Origin of the sequence: Bacillus sp. IBL03825, from assembly GCF_024712505.1 — a bacterium.
GTDB lineage: Bacteria > Bacillota > Bacilli > Bacillales > Bacillaceae_G > Bacillus_A > Bacillus_A wiedmannii.
The window spans coordinates 1,670,234-1,686,274 of sequence record NZ_JAMXKE010000001.1; the positions used below are offsets into that span (position 1 = coordinate 1,670,234).

Annotated in this window: 18 protein-coding genes; 12 read left to right on the forward strand and 6 right to left on the reverse strand. The window is 35.4% G+C overall.

Annotated elements, in window-relative coordinates; all coding sequences use genetic code 11:
• From flhA to NHG49_RS08900, 8 genes are all read left to right on the forward strand, one after another.
• Window positions 1–2,067 carry a flagellar biosynthesis protein FlhA gene (gene flhA / locus NHG49_RS08865; RefSeq protein WP_000472554.1) on the forward strand — a complete coding sequence of 689 codons (2,067 nt, stop codon included), beginning with the start codon at window positions 1–3 and terminating at the stop codon, window positions 2,065–2,067.
• Window positions 2,068–2,081: 14 nt separating this feature from the next.
• Window positions 2,082–3,392 (forward strand): flagellar biosynthesis GTPase FlhF, encoded by a 1,311-nt coding sequence (gene flhF / locus NHG49_RS08870; RefSeq protein WP_258125824.1) that lies wholly within the window; start codon window positions 2,082–2,084, stop codon window positions 3,390–3,392.
• A gap of 42 nt (window positions 3,393–3,434) precedes the next feature.
• The gene (locus NHG49_RS08875) at window positions 3,435–4,208 is read left to right on the forward strand and encodes a flagellar basal-body rod protein FlgG (protein WP_258125827.1); all 774 of its coding nucleotides are present in this window, start codon (window positions 3,435–3,437) and stop codon (window positions 4,206–4,208) included.
• A 164-nt stretch (window positions 4,209–4,372) separates the two neighbouring features.
• Window positions 4,373–5,668, forward strand: coding sequence for an NtaA/DmoA family FMN-dependent monooxygenase (locus tag NHG49_RS08880; protein WP_258125828.1), 1,296 nt, complete (start codon window positions 4,373–4,375; stop codon window positions 5,666–5,668).
• Window positions 5,669–5,845: 177 nt separating this feature from the next.
• Window positions 5,846–6,682 carry a TrmB family transcriptional regulator gene (locus NHG49_RS08885; RefSeq protein ID WP_098103342.1) on the forward strand — a complete coding sequence of 279 codons (837 nt, stop codon included), beginning with the start codon at window positions 5,846–5,848 and terminating at the stop codon, window positions 6,680–6,682.
• Entirely contained in the window at window positions 6,675–7,400 is a 726-nt protein-coding gene (locus NHG49_RS08890) for an AzlC family ABC transporter permease (protein WP_149174138.1), read from the forward strand. The genes NHG49_RS08885 and NHG49_RS08890 overlap by 8 nt, the downstream gene beginning before the upstream one ends.
• A complete protein-coding gene (locus NHG49_RS08895; protein ID WP_000425942.1) occupies window positions 7,391–7,702 on the forward strand; it encodes an AzlD domain-containing protein in 312 nt (103 codons plus the stop codon). Before NHG49_RS08890 ends, NHG49_RS08895 begins: the two co-directional genes overlap by 10 nt.
• Window positions 7,703–7,764: 62 nt before the next feature.
• Window positions 7,765–7,935 carry a DUF3951 domain-containing protein gene (locus NHG49_RS08900; RefSeq protein WP_064476524.1) on the forward strand — a complete coding sequence of 57 codons (171 nt, stop codon included), beginning with the start codon at window positions 7,765–7,767 and terminating at the stop codon, window positions 7,933–7,935.
• Window positions 7,936–7,960: 25 nt separating this feature from the next.
• On the opposite strand, the gene NHG49_RS08905 is transcribed toward NHG49_RS08900, so the two are convergent.
• From NHG49_RS08905 to NHG49_RS08925, 5 genes are all read right to left on the reverse strand, one after another.
• Entirely contained in the window at window positions 7,961–8,320 is a 360-nt protein-coding gene (locus NHG49_RS08905) for a hypothetical protein (protein WP_081257380.1), read from the reverse strand.
• An 11-nt stretch (window positions 8,321–8,331) separates the two neighbouring features.
• Window positions 8,332–8,925, reverse strand: a complete 594-nt coding sequence (locus NHG49_RS08910; RefSeq protein WP_103655421.1) for a dienelactone hydrolase family protein — start codon at window positions 8,923–8,925, stop codon at window positions 8,332–8,334.
• Between the two features lie 2 nt (window positions 8,926–8,927).
• Window positions 8,928–9,263 carry an antibiotic biosynthesis monooxygenase family protein gene (locus NHG49_RS08915; protein ID WP_064476522.1) on the reverse strand — a complete coding sequence of 112 codons (336 nt, stop codon included), beginning with the start codon at window positions 9,261–9,263 and terminating at the stop codon, window positions 8,928–8,930.
• A gap of 185 nt (window positions 9,264–9,448) precedes the next feature.
• Window positions 9,449–9,628: an H-type small acid-soluble spore protein gene (locus tag NHG49_RS08920; protein WP_001025744.1), complete on the reverse strand. Its 180-nt coding sequence runs from the start codon at window positions 9,626–9,628 to the stop codon at window positions 9,449–9,451.
• Window positions 9,629–9,694: 66 nt separating this feature from the next.
• On the reverse strand, window positions 9,695–10,909 hold the full coding sequence (locus NHG49_RS08925; RefSeq protein WP_258125832.1) for a helix-turn-helix domain-containing protein: 1,215 nt from the start codon (window positions 10,907–10,909) through the stop codon (window positions 9,695–9,697).
• Window positions 10,910–11,027: 118 nt separating this feature from the next.
• Between NHG49_RS08925 and NHG49_RS08930 the strand changes: the two genes are divergently transcribed.
• Window positions 11,028–12,296, forward strand: a complete 1,269-nt coding sequence (locus tag NHG49_RS08930) for an MFS transporter (RefSeq protein WP_098111815.1) — start codon at window positions 11,028–11,030, stop codon at window positions 12,294–12,296.
• Window positions 12,297–12,422: 126 nt separating this feature from the next.
• Complete coding sequence (locus NHG49_RS08935; RefSeq protein WP_000736432.1) at window positions 12,423–12,947, forward strand: COG3014 family protein; 525 nt, start codon at window positions 12,423–12,425, stop codon at window positions 12,945–12,947.
• A 40-nt stretch (window positions 12,948–12,987) separates the two neighbouring features.
• On the opposite strand, the gene NHG49_RS08940 is transcribed toward NHG49_RS08935, so the two are convergent.
• Entirely contained in the window at window positions 12,988–13,881 is an 894-nt protein-coding gene (locus tag NHG49_RS08940) for a LysR family transcriptional regulator (RefSeq protein ID WP_098111814.1), read from the reverse strand.
• Between the two features lie 163 nt (window positions 13,882–14,044).
• On the opposite strand from NHG49_RS08940, the gene NHG49_RS08945 reads away from it, so the two are divergent.
• Together NHG49_RS08945 and NHG49_RS08950 are read left to right on the forward strand one after the other, a co-directional pair.
• Window positions 14,045–15,037 carry an ABC transporter ATP-binding protein gene (locus NHG49_RS08945; protein WP_064476518.1) on the forward strand — a complete coding sequence of 331 codons (993 nt, stop codon included), beginning with the start codon at window positions 14,045–14,047 and terminating at the stop codon, window positions 15,035–15,037.
• Window positions 15,015–16,040 (forward strand): ABC transporter substrate-binding protein, encoded by a 1,026-nt coding sequence (locus NHG49_RS08950; RefSeq protein WP_222655005.1) that lies wholly within the window; start codon window positions 15,015–15,017, stop codon window positions 16,038–16,040. The genes NHG49_RS08945 and NHG49_RS08950 overlap by 23 nt, the downstream gene beginning before the upstream one ends.
• Window position 16,041: the final 1 nt, after the last annotated feature.

The window sequence follows — 16,041 nt, forward strand, 5'->3', positions numbered from 1 at the left end:
GTGTTTAAGATAGATTCTGCAAGAACCTATTTTTCTATCTTTTTAGCAGCGTCATTCGTAGTGGCGCTCTTAATTCCACTTCCACCATTTATACTTGATATCGTTATCGTTTTTTTACTAAGTATGTCAGTGCTTATTTATATGCGAGCAACAAGTATTAACGAGTGGGATGAATTAAAGTCATTTCCGACGATGCTGTTATTAATCGGGATTTTCCGCGTATCGATTAACGTATCGACGACGCGAGCGATTTTGACAGACGGAAATGCGGGGCATGTTATTGAAGAGTTCGGTCAGTTTGTAATTGGCGGGAACTTATTAATTGGTATCGTTATTTTCATAGTATTAATCATATTCCAGTTTATCGTTGCAAACGGTGCGTCTCGTACAGCTGAAGTTGCAGCTCGTTTTACACTTGATTCTTTACCCGGGAAACAAATGTCAATCGATGCGGATTTAAACCAGCGTATTATTACTGAAAAAGATGCACAGGCAAAAAGAAAAAAGTTAAATATGGAAACAGAGTTTTACGGGGCGATGGATGGTGCCGGGAAGTTCATTAAAGGGGACGTTATTTTCGGGATCGTCATTTTATTCGTAAACATTATTTTCGGTTTAATTGTCGGCATGATGCAGCAGGGCATGAGTTTTGCTGACGCAGCTATTCACTATACACAGCTAACTGTCGGAGACGGAATCGTAAACCAAATCGGTTCGTTAATGCTTGCGATTTCAACAGGTATTATCGTAACACGTGTATTTGATGGTTCAGCGGATACAGTAACAGAAGGTATCTTTAAAGAGTTATTAGCGCATGAAGTTGTTGTATATGCGCTCGGTGGTTTATTTATTGCGATGGGTATTTTCACTCCGCTACCATTTCTACCGTTTGCTCTTGTTGGTGGAACAATTATTTTCTTAGGAATTCGTAATAAAAACCGAATAAAGAAAGAAAAAGAAGACGAGCTTCAAAAAGAATTAGAAATGATTCAAGGCGAAGATGAGCAACTGCAACAAGTGGAAGATTCATTCGGAGTATTTACAGATAAATATCCAATTATAGTAGAACTCGGTTTAGATTTAGCAGCCCTTGTAAAGCAGAAGATTAACGGGGAAACAGCTCGTGATAAAGTTGTTCTTATGAGGAAGTCGATTATTACCGACCTTGGTATTAACGTTCCTGGCATTAACTTTAAAGATAATACGAGTTTTAGACCACGCGGACGTTACATTATCCGTATTAAAGGTGCGAAGGCAGCTGAAGGTGTTTTAAAATCAGGTTATTTATTAGCACTGAAAACACCGAATGTAATGGCCGATTTAGATGCAGAACCAGCGAAAGATCCAATTTTCGGTGAAGATGGATATTGGATTTTAGAGCATATGGTACAAGATGCACAAATGAAAGGCTATCAAGTATTAGAGCCACTGAGCATATTAATTACACATTTAGATGTTGTCGTTAGACGTAATCTTCATGAGTTAATTCAGCGTCAACATGTAAAAGACTTAATTAACTCGCTTGAAAATGATAACGGCGTTTTATTAGAAGAGATTAAGAAGAAAGAAATCGACTTATCACTCGTTCAAAATGTTATTAAACAATTGTTAAAAGAAGGAATTTCTATTCGTGATTTACCAACCATTATCGAAGGTATTATTGACGGAAAAGAAATTTATCAAAATCATGTCGACGGTGTAACGTCATTCGTCCGTGAATGTATTTCAAAAGTTATTTGTGAAAATGCGAAAAATCCTGACGGTAAAATATACGCGGCGCTCTTCTCAGATTCAATCGAGTTAGATGCGGATGTTGTAAATAATTCATACCAAGGTTACTTATTAAACTGGGATTTAGATTTAGAAACACGTGTTGTTGAACAAGTACAGCGTGTCTTTAAACAAGCTCGTTTAATGGGAAGAGAGCCAGTGTTATTAACGCGTAGAAAAGATTTCAGATTTGCGATTGTAAGACTTCTTGAGCGTTATCAAGTAGAAGCGCAAGTACTTTGTATTAGCGAATTAGCACCAGAAATTGTTGTAGATCAAATTGCCTATATTGAATAGTAGGGGGTGAAGTAATGGAAAGTACAGAAAAGAAAGAAGCGTTAATGCGAATAAAAGCAGCTTCGAAAAATGAATTGTATCGAAAGTTATTTGACCAATATGGTACAGATTATTATTACGTTGTCGATGAAAGTGTAAAACGAAACATCCCGTTTTTTTGGAAAAAGAATTATGAAATGTTAGTTGCTTTTCCAGAGGATAAACAGGAAGAAGTGAATGAAGGCACAGCTCAATTTCATGAACAATTAATGGATGTTGTAAATGATTCTTCAGAACAAATTGTGAAGGCGAACGGAATTCAATCGGTACTACACAATTTAGAAAACGTGACGACTCCTATGTCATACGCAGCGATGCAAACAGGAAATAGTGAAGAATGGGGAAGAAAGAAAGAGAAACTATTAAAGTTGTTTGAAAAAGGTATCGTCGTTGTAAAACAGACAGAAGAAACGAAAGTAACGAAAAAGCAAAAAGCTGTGAAAAAAGTCGTTCCGGTCAAGAAAGAAGAAATTGTTGTAAAAAAAGAAAAGCAAGAATCTGTACCGTTTATTATTCAAAAGGTAATTCGGATGCTAGAACAAAACGATGTAGAGCAATACTTCATTCATGCATATGCTGAAAAGTTAAAAGTAAAGTTTGAGAATGCGACGATGATTACAGAAGAAGAAGTGATCGGATACATATTGGAAGATATGAGATCTCATTTCAACACGGAAAACGTTTTTGAAAAAGAAGTGCAAACAATTGCATTAATCGGTCCAACTGGAGTTGGAAAAACGACGACACTTGCGAAAATGGCATGGCAGTTTCACGATAAGAACAAAACGGTCGGTTTTATTACGACAGATCATTCGCGCATTGGAACAGTACAGCAACTGCAAGATTACGTCAAGACAATTGGATTTGAAGTAATCGCTGTACGTGATGAAGCTGCAATGACAAGAGCGCTTACGTATTTTAAAGAAGAAGCGCGCGTCGATTATATTTTAATTGATACCGCCGGAAAAAATTATCGTGCGTCAGAAACAGTAGAAGAAATGATTGAAACGATGGGACAAGTAGAGCCAGATTATATTTGCTTAACGTTATCAGCTTCGATGAAAAGTAAAGATATGATTGAAATCATTACGAATTTTAAAGATATTCATATTGACGGTATCGTATTTACGAAATTTGATGAAACAGCAAGTAGTGGTGAATTATTGAAAATTCCAGCAGTATCATCAGCTCCAATTGTATTAATGACAGACGGACAAGACGTGAAGCAACATATACATATCGCTACAGCTGAACATTTAGCGAAACAAATGTTGCAAACATCATAGAAGAGAGGTGAAGAATAAGGCAACTGCCTTATTCAAACGATTATGAACGGTCTTTATATAGGTTCTATGGGTATGATGAATTACATGCAGCGCATTAATGTTCATTCGAATAACGTTGCAAATGCTCAAACGACAGGATTTAAAGCAGAAAATATGACTTCTAAAGTATTTGATGTACAAGACACATATCGCCGCGGAGATGGGGCTGTGACAAATATCGGTTCGACTGATTACGCTGTAGTACCAGCCGCAACGCATGTGAACTTAGTACAAGGAAATATACAAATGACAAATAGTGATACAGATTTCTTTTTAGATGATGGAACTGCTGACATAGCTTCGTTTTTCGTTACATCTAAAAATAATGAAACGTTTTTAACGAGAGACGGTAGTTTTACATTAAATAGTGATCGTTACCTGCAAACAACTTCAGGCGCTTTCGTAATGGGAGAGAATAATGAACGTATTCGTATTCCAGAAGGAGCAAAAGTAGCTGTACAAGCAGACGGTACGTTATATGATGCGGTAACACAAAATAATATTGCCCGCCTGCAAACAAAAACAGTAGATGCAGAAGCGAATAATCGTCTCGTACAGAGAGAGAACAAAAGCTTTACATTAGCAGAAGGAAACATTGCTGATTTACCGAACGGAGCAGGCTTAGTAAAAAACCATATGCTAGAAAATTCAAATGTAGATATGACGAAAGAGATGGCTGATCTTATGACGGATCAAAAAATGATTTCAGCGTCACAACGCGTTATGACTTCATTTGATAAAATTTATGAAAAAGAAGCGAATGAAATATTGAGATAAGAGACTTCCCATAGTGGAAGTCTTTTTTATTATTGCTTTTATTACAGTTACATCATAAAATGATAATGATTATCAATATCATTATCATTTTTCATAAGAATGGAATTTCATAATGATAGCAACATTGCTTAACTAGGTAAATTAAAAATAAGGGGATGGTGTGTATGTCTACAAAGAAACAACTTTGCATTGGATTATGTTTAATTTCTAGAAAGAAAGAAGATTGTATATTTGATTCAGGAATTGATGAACAAGTAGAGTTGGCACTACAGGCAGAAAAGGCTAAGTTAGATTTTGTTTTTAAGGCAGATTATTTAGTGGCGCACCCAGATTTAATTGCTCGTAATAAAGGGAATGTCATTTTAGATCCGACGTTACTATTTACTGCTATTGCTTATGCAACAGAAAAAATTGGAGTCGTTACGACTGCTTCAACTTCGTTTTATCCACCGTATATATTAGCGAGGCAATTACAATCTTTACACTGGATTAGTAACGGCAGAGTAGGGTGGAATATTGTTACATCCATTGACGGCGCTGAAAACTTTGGAGAGGAAGGAATGCCACCATCTGAGGAACGATACGCGAAAGCGGCAGAATGTACAGCGTTAGTAAGAAAACTTTGGGGGAGTCACCCTAATGAAGTTTTGAAAGTAGATAATCCTGATGTTATTAGAGAAATGGTCAAGCCAATTGAACATCGAGGTAAATATTTTGAGGTGAAAGGTCCACTTAATATTCCGCAGCATATTTCAGGAGAAATGCCATTATTTCAGGCGGGTGCTTCTGAGTCTGGCCGGAATTTCGCTGCTTCTGTTGCGGATGCAATTTTTGCTGCAACGCCGGATGTAGATTCAGGAATTGAACTGCGTCAAGATTTAAGAAGAAGAGCAGAACAGCATGGCCGAAAGCAAGATGATATACGTGTATTACCTGGATTATATTTCTTTATCGGTGATACATATGAAGAAGCGTTAGAAATGCATAGGCAAGCACATCAACATCTCACAAAAGAGAAAAGATACTCGTTACTCGAAATGGTTCTCGGATTAGACGTTAGAGGGATTCCGCTAGAAAGTAAGATTACGGAAGAGATGTTGCCAAGCCGTGATCAAACTGTTCGCAGTAAAACACACGCTGAATTATTACGGAACTACATTATTAAAAATGAACCAACTGTTGAACAAATACTAGAACGACCAGAAGTTGTTGGATCGGCTCATTGGGTTGCGGTTGGTACAGCGCATGACGTTGCGAAACAAATTATGGATAGGTTTGAGGCAGGAGCGTTAGATGGATTTATTGCTATTCCAGGAGGACCGCCAAAGTCACTAAATCTATTCTTTAGTGAAGTTATTCCTTTATTCGTGAAGGCCGGTGTATTTAGGGAAGAGTATACAGGCTCTACTTTACGGGAGCATTTAAGGGGAAAGTCGCCAAAAACTTTGCAGTTAAAATAACAGGAGTGTTATGTACAAAAAGCCTTTCATAAGAAGGCTTTTTATTTTTGGGTTAAATTTCAGAATTATCAATTGACTTTGTGGGTCTGTTTTTTTATATTAGTAGGTATACTAATAACTACTAATAAACATGTATCGTTTTGAGATGAGAGTTATATAGAATGTGAGGGATTGCTGATGGATGAAATTATAAAGGAATTACAAAAGTTAGGTTTTTCCCAGTACGAATGTAAAGCGTATATTGGACTATTAAAACATTCCCCAGTAACCGGGTATGAAGTGAGTAAGCAAACAGGGGTACCGCGTTCGATGATTTATGAAGTACTCGGTAAATTGATGGATAAAGGAGCGGTGCATATCGTTCCTACTGAACCAGTGAAATATGTACCAGTACCAGCTACGGAGTTAATGGATCGAATGCGAAAAGATTTTGAAAATTCCTTTGAATTTTTAGACCGAAAATTAAATTGTTTAGAACAAGAGCGACAAATAGATGTAATTTCGCATATTCGCTCCAATGATCGTGTTGTAAAAGAAATATGCAATATAATTAATAGGGCGAAGGAAGAGCTATGGATTTCTGTTTGGGAAGATCAAGTGCATGAAATTGAGCCATATATTCGTCAAAAGGAAGAGGAAGGTGTACATATATTTTCAATCTTATTTGGCGCTCCCAATACAAAAATAGGTGCGACGTTTCACCATAATTATATGACGCCCCACGTTGTTGAAAAGAGAATGGGTGGTCATTTAACCGTTATTGCTCGTGATGGAGAGGAAGTATTAATTGCGAACTTCTCAAATGATAGCACTTCATGGGCCGTTACAACGTATGACCCAGCTTTAGTTCTCGTTGCTACAGAGTATGTGCGGCACGATATTATGGTTGAAGAAATTACGAAGGAGTTTGGGGCTGATAAGTTAGATACGTTATGGCGTGAAAATATAGATTTAGTTCATGTCGTAACAGGAAAACGAACGATGGAAGGAATGGAGGATGATACGAATGAGTAAAGCTCAGGCCCATGTAGCTTTTCAGAGCGATGATACATTTCAGCAAGGAGTAAAAGATTGTTTACCAACTGTATTTGGTTATTTAAGTATCGGTATAGCAGCTGGTGTAATTGCAAAAACAGCAGGTTTCTCAATCATTGAAATTGCGTTTATGTCCACTTTAATTTATGCAGGTTCTGCCCAATTTATATTAGCTGGTATGTATGCAGCTGGCGCTCCTGCTTCAGCAATTATTTTTACCGTCTTTTTTGTTAATTTACGCCACCTTCTAATGAGTGCTGCCCTTGCACCATACTTTACGAAACTTCCGCTATTAAAAAATGTAATTATCGGTTCTCAAATTACAGATGAAACGTTCGGCGTGGCAGTGCAGCACGCAGCGCAAAAAGGATATGTAGGTGACAGGTGGATGATGGGGTTAAATGTCACAGCATATTTAAATTGGATTCTTGCTACTATTATTGGCGGGCTGTTTGGTGAGTGGATACCAGATCCACATACGTACGGGATGGATTATGCATTACCAGCAATGTTTATCGGATTATTTGTCCTTCAGCTCATAAGTAGTAAACCGAAACTAGCAATTCATCTTACTGTTGCAATTGTAGCGATTATGATCGCATACGTTTCACACTTATTTATGCCAGATAGTATAGCGGTTATTATCGCAACATTACTAGCTGCGACGATTGGAGTTGTAATTGAAAAATGGAAATGAGATTGGACGTACTATTACTTTTACTAGCAGCAGGAGCTGTCACACTCGTGCCACGTATTTTACCTCTACTCGTATTTAGCAAACTACAAATTCCAGACTGGGGTTTAAAATGGTTAAATTACATACCAATTGCGATATTAGCAGCACTTTTAGCCCAAGTATTATTTATGCATGAGACGATGCAGTGGGATTACCTTATCGCAGCAATCCCAACATTTCTTGTTGCGATATATACTCGTAGTTTATTAGGTACAGTATTAACGGGAGTGATTGTGATTATTTTGTTACGTTTCTTTTTCTAAAAAGGATTACGCTCATATAATAGCGAAAGGTGTAATAACATGAAAGATATAGGGGTGGTGTTATGATACTTTTAACGATAGGAGCAATTTTGTTAACGTTGTTTATTTTCTTTATTATCGGCTTCATTACGTTTATGATGTTTGTTGATAAGGCGACACCTCAAATATATTATACACCTTGTGAATCAGTGACAGTGAAAGCTAAAGGTAAACATAGAAGGAAGAAAAGTTGAAAGTTGGCTTTTCTTCCTTTTTCTATTACATCCCCGAAAGAACTAACAACAATAACTCAAATAGAAAACTAATAACGGAAAGAAAACAGATACATATGGAGAACACACGATTATTTCTCCATTCGCGCCAGAAAACGATAAATCCTAAAATACAAAGGAGAAACCAAATGGGCAAGAATATGAATTCGCTAACTTTCTCGGGAGGTAACGTATAAAAAGTTGTTGAATATAAGATCCAATTTGTAAAAAATAAAATGCAAACGATAATAGATTGTAAGTGGGGGCGTTTGAAAAACTCCCCTTTTTTTACAGTTATAAAAATGATAGTTAGCGCTGCGAAAAAGGCAATGAATATGAAAAGAAGTAAGAGTAATGTAAGCGTTATTTGGATTTCCTTTATAAGATTGTTTTTGCAAGAAATGCATCTATTACATTGTATGCCTGCTTTGTAGAGTTCGCTCTATATTTTTCAGTGTACGGATTTAAAAAACCATGTTCACCGTGTAGTTGTTTTATTTCTAATAAAGGATTTTTTTGTTGCTGCAATGTTTGAATGAAAGAGGATACTGAAAAACTAACTTCTTTTTCAGGGAAAATAAGTAAGGTAGCGCATGTAGGTTTTATATGAATATAGTCACGTATACGGGAACCGTAACATCCGATAATAAAATCTATTTTCGGATTGTTACTGCATAGCCATGAGATGGTAGCGCCAACACTAAAGCCGATAAGTCCAATATGTGAATAATTACTTGAAAGAGTATTGATGAATTCTTTAATTTGTTCTTTTCCATCATCAAATCCAATATTATTTACAAAATGTTGATATGCTTTTTCTTCATCACTATAATGAAATGCATGTTGCGATTGTAGAAGATTAGGACAGAATACATCTATATGAGATGAAGTGAAGTGGTGGGTAACGTGATGCATATGGTCGTTCACACCATAAATTTCATGAACAGCAACGAGAGCTAATTTTTTCTCCATCGTTACAATGTACCTCTATGAAACTTAAATTCTTTCTCAACAAGGCAAATACGCAGGTGGAAGTTTTCATACCATTGCTCACGGCCTCTTTTTTTCGCTTCTTTATGTAAGGCGTTCTTTTTCCAATTTTCAATTGCTTCAAGTGATTCCCAATAAGAAATTGTAATGCCGAGGCCCGAATTATCTCGTGCACTTTCTACACCTAAAAATCCAGGTTGCTGTTTCGCAAGTTCCTCCATTGTTTCGGCAACGGTACTATAATCTGTTGTATCATTTGATAAACTAGAAGTGAATATAACTGCATAATAAGGTTTGTTTTTTTCTAAATCAGATTTCATTGTCTTTCCCCCTTAATGTATAGTACAAATAATTAATCCATAGTTTGTATTCTAGCAGGTCACAAAAAGAAAAGAAGTAGAAAATTCTTATTTTTTCATCCCATGTAAAATAGAAGATAGAAGAAATTTATAATAAGTAATCTAAAGGATGAAAAATGCCACTTCAAAAGTCGAAGTGGCATTTTTTATATTTCCTCTAAGCTATTAACTGGAACTGTTAATTCGCGTCCTGGGTTTTTAACTTCATATATGCGGGCGGTTTCATTGCTTTCGTCGACGTGTTGAATCGTAACAGGCATGCCTTGAAAACTGACATTAGCTTGCTCCGCTGACACAGAAAGCTCTTTTGCACGTTGAATATTCATTTATATTCCTCCCATCATTATTATCTTTGCTAAAAAAGAGGAATAATATACCATTTCGAGACATTCTTAAAGTTTTTGTATTATTTGTAATGTTCCTTTAATAAATGAAGAGAAGATGGAATCAGGATAGCTATCTATCGCTTGAACTGCTTCTTTTGCTTCTTTGAGTGCAGCTGTTTTATCTTGAAGTTCTATATAGCAAAGAGCACGATAAGATCCAGCCGTTAATAACCACGATTGATCAAGTGGATGACTCATATAATCTGGTATAGTAGCATGTTTTAATGTTTCCAAAGCGTCCTTATAACGTTTTAAGCCATACAAAGATTTTCCTTTTTCAATATAATACAGTCCATCGTCTTGAAAAATTGGTACATCTTTTAGTTTTTCTCGGAATTGTTCTAAATGTTCTAATGCAATTGTATATTCATTCGTAACGGTATTGTAGTAATAAGCTTTTAATATATGTATATTTGCAGCGGATAAAGTATCTTCTGTAAAAATGGCAAATTGCTCAGATTTTTTTATGTAATATAAATATCTTTCTTTATCAGTTGTAATGATTTTTTGATAAGATAAAATACGGTAAAATTCATCTGTTTTATAATACACTTGGTGTTTTTTTGAAAATGCAAGTGCATCTAAAATGACTTTTTCACATTTTTCATAATTGCCATATGCGAGTAAAATAATTGCTTCTTTTAAATATAATTGTATATGTGTAATAAGATCCATTTCTAAATTCTTCGTTTTATATTCATCGCGAATTTTGGTAATCAACTGTAAACATTCTTTATATTTTTTCCGTTTGTAGAGCATATAGTAAAACAGTAGTTTCGTTTCAGTGCTTTCTCGATATAAAGTATATTTTTCAAATATAGAAACAGCGGTTTCAACGTAAGATTCAATATTATAATCGTTCATAATAGCTGCTCCTGTTAGGAACTGTTTATATAAACGAGCCGTATTTATAGTAGAAGATAGCTCTTTTTGAACAATCGGTAGTAGAGTTTCATATACTTCATCACATTTATTTTCCTTTATGAGTTGCTCCATTTTTGTAATGAGTTCTACAATTTCATCATCGTCTTCCTCTAATAAAAAGCTCGTTTCATATTCAAGTTTTTCAGCAATATATTGTAATGTTTTCATGGAAGGTGTAGCTTTTCCGTTTTCAATTTGACTAAGCATACTTTTTGTCAGTTCCGAACCTGCCAGCTCTGTTTGTGTAAGTTTTTTTTCTTTTCGTAATGCCTTAATTTTTTCGCCGAGAGTTGCCATATTATTGCTCCTTTATCATTAAAAAGTTAAATTGTATTTAACTTTTTGTTGTAAAAATTGGAAAGTTGATTATATAATAAGTTTAACACAATTTAACTTTTAAGGGGAGAAAGTCATTATGGGAGATATAAGTATAGGACAACATGATACAAGAATGAAAGTTGCAACGAGAAATATTATTTTGATGATGATTGGAAAGATGACGTCTTTATTAGGGGCAGGTATTTATACATTCGCAATGGGGTTATACGTATTAAAGACAACTGGTTCAGGGATGGGGTTTGCTATTACGCTCGTTTGCGGATCACTACCAAGGATGATCTGTGGTCCGATTGCAGGTGCTGTAGCTGATCGTGTGAATCGAAAATGGCTTGTCATTGGCACGGATTTATTAAGTAGTGTAACGATGCTTATTATGTTTATTCTTGCTACTATATTTGGACCTTCACTTCTTTTTATCTATATTTCAGCAGCATTATTATCAATTTGTGCAAGTTTTTATTCTGTTGCATTAACTTCGTCTATTCCTAATTTAGTAGATGCGGGGCGTATTCAAAAAGCGAGTGCTTTAAATCAAACGGCAGCTTCTTTATCAAATATTTTAGGGCCAATTATTGGTGGAGTTGTATTTGGTTTCTTTTCAATTAAGTCGTTTTTTTTGTTAAATAGTGTTACGTTCTTTTTAGCAGTTATTTTGCAATTATTTATTGTATTTGATTTATATAAAAAAGAAGTGGCTGAGAGTAAAGAGGATTTCTTGACGAGTATAAAAGAAGGGTTTTCATATGTAAAACGACAGCATGAAATATATGGTTTAATGAAAATAGCATTGTGGGTAAACTTTTTTGCGTGTGGGCTAACCGTTGCACTTCCATACATTATCGTCCATACATTGCATTTATCTTCAAAGCAACTCGGTATCGTAGAGGGAATGTTAGCAGTCGGGATGCTAATGGGTGCGATTGCTTTATCGGTGCGTAAAGAAGTGAATAATCCGTTTCGTTCTATTTATACTGGGCTGTTTTTGTTTGCGGGTTTAAGTTTATGTACAGTCTTCCCATTGGTAGTTACCATTTCAAAAGGGGCAAGTTTTATTTACTATATTGCTTTTATGATGTTAACGGGTATAGCAATTATGATTGTAAATATTCCGATGCAAGTACATATGCAAAAAACGACAGATCCGAGCTACTTAGGGCGTGTGTTTGGCCTACTTGAAACAATTGCTACTGCAATCGCACCACTCGGTATGATTGTATATGGATTATTATTAGATATGTTACCAACTAGCATTGTTATGATGACGATAGGCGGAGGTTTATTGTTAGTTGTATTAGTTGGAGTAAAGCAACATATGGGGAAAAAACAAGTAGGTGTGTCGGCTTAAAAATAAGAAAATAATAAAAATTCGACTTATCATTATAAAAATGACCAAATTAGTATTTTAGTTTTTGAAACTCTTTTTCATGTATGTTACAGTATAGTGAGCAGGCAAAGAAAAGGGGAAAACATCATGAAAAAATTAAGTTTTGTTATGCTTTTTCTGTTAGTCGTAATGGCTGGATGTAGTAATTATGACACATATATAGAAACAGGTATGCAATCGTTGAAAGATGAAAAATATAGTGATGCAACGATGTGGTTTGAAAAAGCGGAAAAAGAAAAGTCAGGAAATGAAGCAAAATCATATAAAGAAATGGCCGAGAAAATGGATCACGGAGCAACAGCATTAAAAGATGGTAAGTATTTAGAAGCAAAAGACATTGCAAATGAAGTGTTGCAAATGAAAAAAGACGATGCACTTGAAACAGCTGTAACATCAAATGCAGAGAATATGCTTCAAAAAGCAAAAGATGTGGAAAAGAAAGTAAATGAAAGAGTGGCAAAGCGGAGAAAGGTAGAAGAAGAGGGAATTGATAAACTGATTAAAGCGGTCGATAGTATAGATGACGTGAAAGAAAAAGAGAAGAAAGTTTCAGAAGCATTAGATAAGGCTGAAGAGGCGCAAGCAAAAATTGAAGCGAAGAAAAATAAATAGAGTTATAGTTTGAAAGGCTGTCGTGTATAACGACAGCCTTTTAATTTTTTGCGGCATAAGAAGTGATGCTATGTAGTAAAAAAGAAATAATTTTAGAATTCCATCTGTCCTCATGATGAATCGTATAAATGTTACGTTGAAATTCAAATCCAGGGATGGGTATGTAGCGTAGTTCATTTCGTTGTATTTCTTGTTCGATAGCGAGTTTAGAAATAAAAGCAATGCCATTACCATATTTTAAAATTTGTTTCATCGTTTCTAATGAATCTAATTCAATTTCAGATTGGAACGTAATGTTATGAGCTAACGTCCATTTTGTAAGTAAATCTCTCGTTGTAGATGGATTACGATGCAATAATATACGTTCCTTTTCGATATCTTGTAGTGATACATTTTCTTTTTTTGAAAAATGATGTTCTTTGGAGAAAGCAAGAACAAGTGTATCAGGCATTACATTTGTCTGTTTTAAAAGGGATTCATCAAACGGTGCTGCAGAAATTACCCCGAGGTCAATTTCATGATTTTGTAGCATCGTTCGAATTTCAGGAGCTGTTTTTACCATGAGTGTTATTTTTATATTTGGAAATTCGCATTGAAATTGGTGAATAATTTCTGGTAAAAGATAAGTCGCTGGTACATAACTAGCGCCAATTGTTATAGCGCCTTTATGAAAATCTTTAAACTCTTGCGTGACCCGCCTAGCTTCTTTCATAAGTGCATCTATTTTACAAGCATAATGATGCAATGCCTCACCAGCCTCCGTTAAGAAATATCTCCCGGATCGTAATTCAAATAAAGGTACACCGAGTTCCTCTTCTAAGCTTTTTATATGGAATGTAATAGTAGGTTGTTTAACACCAAGTTTTTCTGCAACAAGTGTAAGTTTTTTATATTTCCTAATAAGCACTACAATTTCTAATTTTAAGAGATTCATTATGAATTGCCCGCCTTTTTTATTTTAACTATAGAAAAAATCTATAGAAATAAATAGTTTATTAGAAGTTTTTTAATTTAATCTTTACAGTACATTAACATTCAGTATAAATCTTCCAGATAGAATGAAAGCAGGTTAAGAGTGAGGGGAGAGAGGTGAAACGATGGATATTAAAATTCATGGATTAGAAAAGAAGTTTGGAAAAACGCAGGCGTTAAAACCGTTACAAATTGTCATGAAACAAGGTGAATTCACCACACTTTTAGGACCTTCGGGATGCGGGAAAACGACTTTACTTAGAATGATTGCAGGACTTGAAGAGCCAGATAAAGGTGAAATATATTTTGGAGATAAGTGCATGTATTCTGGTGCGAAAAAAATAAAAACATCTCCTCATGAACGTAATATCGGTATGGTATTTCAAGATTTTGCTTTATGGCCGCATATGACTGTATTTGAAAATGTTGCATTTGGATTAAGGGCTACAAAGCAAACGAATCACTTACGAGAAAAGGTAGAAGATGCGATAAAGCGAGTTCGTCTGCAAGGTATGGAGAAAAGATATCCACACGAACTTTCTGGTGGACAGCAGCAACGTGTTGCATTTGCTAGAGCGATTGTAACAAAACCTCATTTTATTTTGTTTGATGAACCGCTTAGTGCACTCGATGCAATTTTGCGTGAAGAAATGCGCTTAGAGCTTATGGATATCGTTCATTCTATTGGTTTAACGGCATTGTATGTCACTCACGATCAGACGGAAGCTATGTCAATGTCAGATCAAATTATTGTCATGAAACAAGGAGAAGTATTACAAAAAGGAACGCCAGAAGATATTTATGTGAAGCCGTCTCATGAATTTGTTGCAAAATTTGTTGGTAAAGCAAATTGGCTTGTAGAGGGTAAACAAATGATTCGTCCAGAGCATGTGAGCTGGACGAAAAATGAAGTGTGTGAAATGTATACAGGTGAAATTCAGCACGTTACATATGTAGGAGAACGATATGAAATGAAAGTAAACATGGGTGCACTTGGAATATGGACAGTTTATCACAATAGTAAATTAAGCATCGGTAAACCAGTATCGTTATATGTGCCAAAAAAATGTATTCATCATATAGGGGGAGAATCGTATGAAGAAATTCAGTTCGCTTAAGTCTTTATTTGTATGTACTTTATTATTTTCGGCTGTAGTAACAGGGTGTAGTTCAAAGACAGGCAATGTAGATGCAAAAAGTAAAACTACGAATGAAAAGAAAATTGTTGTATATAGTGCAGGACCAAAAGGATTAGCAGAAAAGATTCAAAAGGATTTTGAAAAGAAAACAGGTATAAAAGTAGAAATGTTTCAAGGAACAACAGGTAAGATTTTAGCGAGAATGGAAGCTGAAAAGAAAAATCCAGTCGTTGATGTAGTCGTACTTGCATCATTACCATCGATGGAAGGATTAAAAAAGGATGGACAAACGTTAGCTTATAAAGAAGCGAAACAAGCTGATAAGCTTCGTTCTGAATGGTCGGATGATAAAGGACATTATTTTGGATATAGTGCTTCAGCATTAGGAATTGTGTATAACACAAAAAATGTGAAGACAGCGCCTGAAGATTGGAGCGATATAACAAAAGGGGAATGGAAAGGAAAAGTGAATCTTCCGGATCCAGCACTATCAGGTTCAGCTTTAGACTTTGTAACAGGTTATGTGAAAAAGCATGGAAAAGATGGATGGAATTTATTTGAACAACTTAAGAAAAATGAAGTTACAGTATCGGGGGCAAATCAAGAAGCGTTAGATCCAGTAGTAACAGGTGCGAAAGACATGGTCATTGCTGGTGTTGATTATATGACGTACAGTGCAAAAGCAAAGGGTGAACGGGTTGATATTGTTTATCCAAAAAGCGGAACAGTTATTAGCCCACGTGCAGCAGGGATTATGAAGGATAGTAAAAATGTAGAAGGTGCAAAAGAGTTTATTGATTATTTATTATCAGATGATGTGCAAAAACAAGTTGCTAAAGCGTACTTATTACCAGGCAGAACAGATATAAAAGCTGAAAATAGACCGAATGTAGAAGAGATTCCGGTATTACATATTGATTGGAAAACAGTTGAGAAAGAACAAGATGAAATCGGAAAACAATTTAAGAAAGTATTTCAATAAG

Excerpts from the sequence above, each read along its gene's own strand:
- flhF (WP_258125824.1), top strand. The coding sequence starts at position 2,082 with ATGGAAAGTACAGAAAAGAAAGAAGCGTTAATGCGAATAAAAGCAGCT.
- NHG49_RS08875 (WP_258125827.1), top strand. The coding sequence starts at position 3,435 with ATGAACGGTCTTTATATAGGTTCTATGGGTATGATGAATTACATGCAG.
- NHG49_RS08880 (WP_258125828.1), top strand. The coding sequence starts at position 4,373 with ATGTCTACAAAGAAACAACTTTGCATTGGATTATGTTTAATTTCTAGA.
- NHG49_RS08885 (WP_098103342.1), top strand. The coding sequence starts at position 5,846 with ATGGATGAAATTATAAAGGAATTACAAAAGTTAGGTTTTTCCCAGTAC.
- NHG49_RS08890 (WP_149174138.1), top strand. The coding sequence starts at position 6,675 with ATGAGTAAAGCTCAGGCCCATGTAGCTTTTCAGAGCGATGATACATTT.
- NHG49_RS08895 (WP_000425942.1), top strand. The coding sequence starts at position 7,391 with ATGGAAATGAGATTGGACGTACTATTACTTTTACTAGCAGCAGGAGCT.
- NHG49_RS08900 (WP_064476524.1), top strand. The coding sequence starts at position 7,765 with ATGATACTTTTAACGATAGGAGCAATTTTGTTAACGTTGTTTATTTTC.
- NHG49_RS08910 (WP_103655421.1), bottom strand. The coding sequence starts at position 8,925 with ATGGAGAAAAAATTAGCTCTCGTTGCTGTTCATGAAATTTATGGTGTG.
- NHG49_RS08915 (WP_064476522.1), bottom strand. The coding sequence starts at position 9,263 with ATGAAATCTGATTTAGAAAAAAACAAACCTTATTATGCAGTTATATTC.
- NHG49_RS08920 (WP_001025744.1), bottom strand. The coding sequence starts at position 9,628 with ATGAATATTCAACGTGCAAAAGAGCTTTCTGTGTCAGCGGAGCAAGCT.
- NHG49_RS08925 (WP_258125832.1), bottom strand. The coding sequence starts at position 10,909 with ATGGCAACTCTCGGCGAAAAAATTAAGGCATTACGAAAAGAAAAAAAA.
- NHG49_RS08930 (WP_098111815.1), top strand. The coding sequence starts at position 11,028 with ATGGGAGATATAAGTATAGGACAACATGATACAAGAATGAAAGTTGCA.
- NHG49_RS08935 (WP_000736432.1), top strand. The coding sequence starts at position 12,423 with ATGAAAAAATTAAGTTTTGTTATGCTTTTTCTGTTAGTCGTAATGGCT.
- NHG49_RS08940 (WP_098111814.1), bottom strand. The coding sequence starts at position 13,881 with ATGAATCTCTTAAAATTAGAAATTGTAGTGCTTATTAGGAAATATAAA.
- NHG49_RS08945 (WP_064476518.1), top strand. The coding sequence starts at position 14,045 with ATGGATATTAAAATTCATGGATTAGAAAAGAAGTTTGGAAAAACGCAG.
- NHG49_RS08950 (WP_222655005.1), top strand. The coding sequence starts at position 15,015 with ATGAAGAAATTCAGTTCGCTTAAGTCTTTATTTGTATGTACTTTATTA.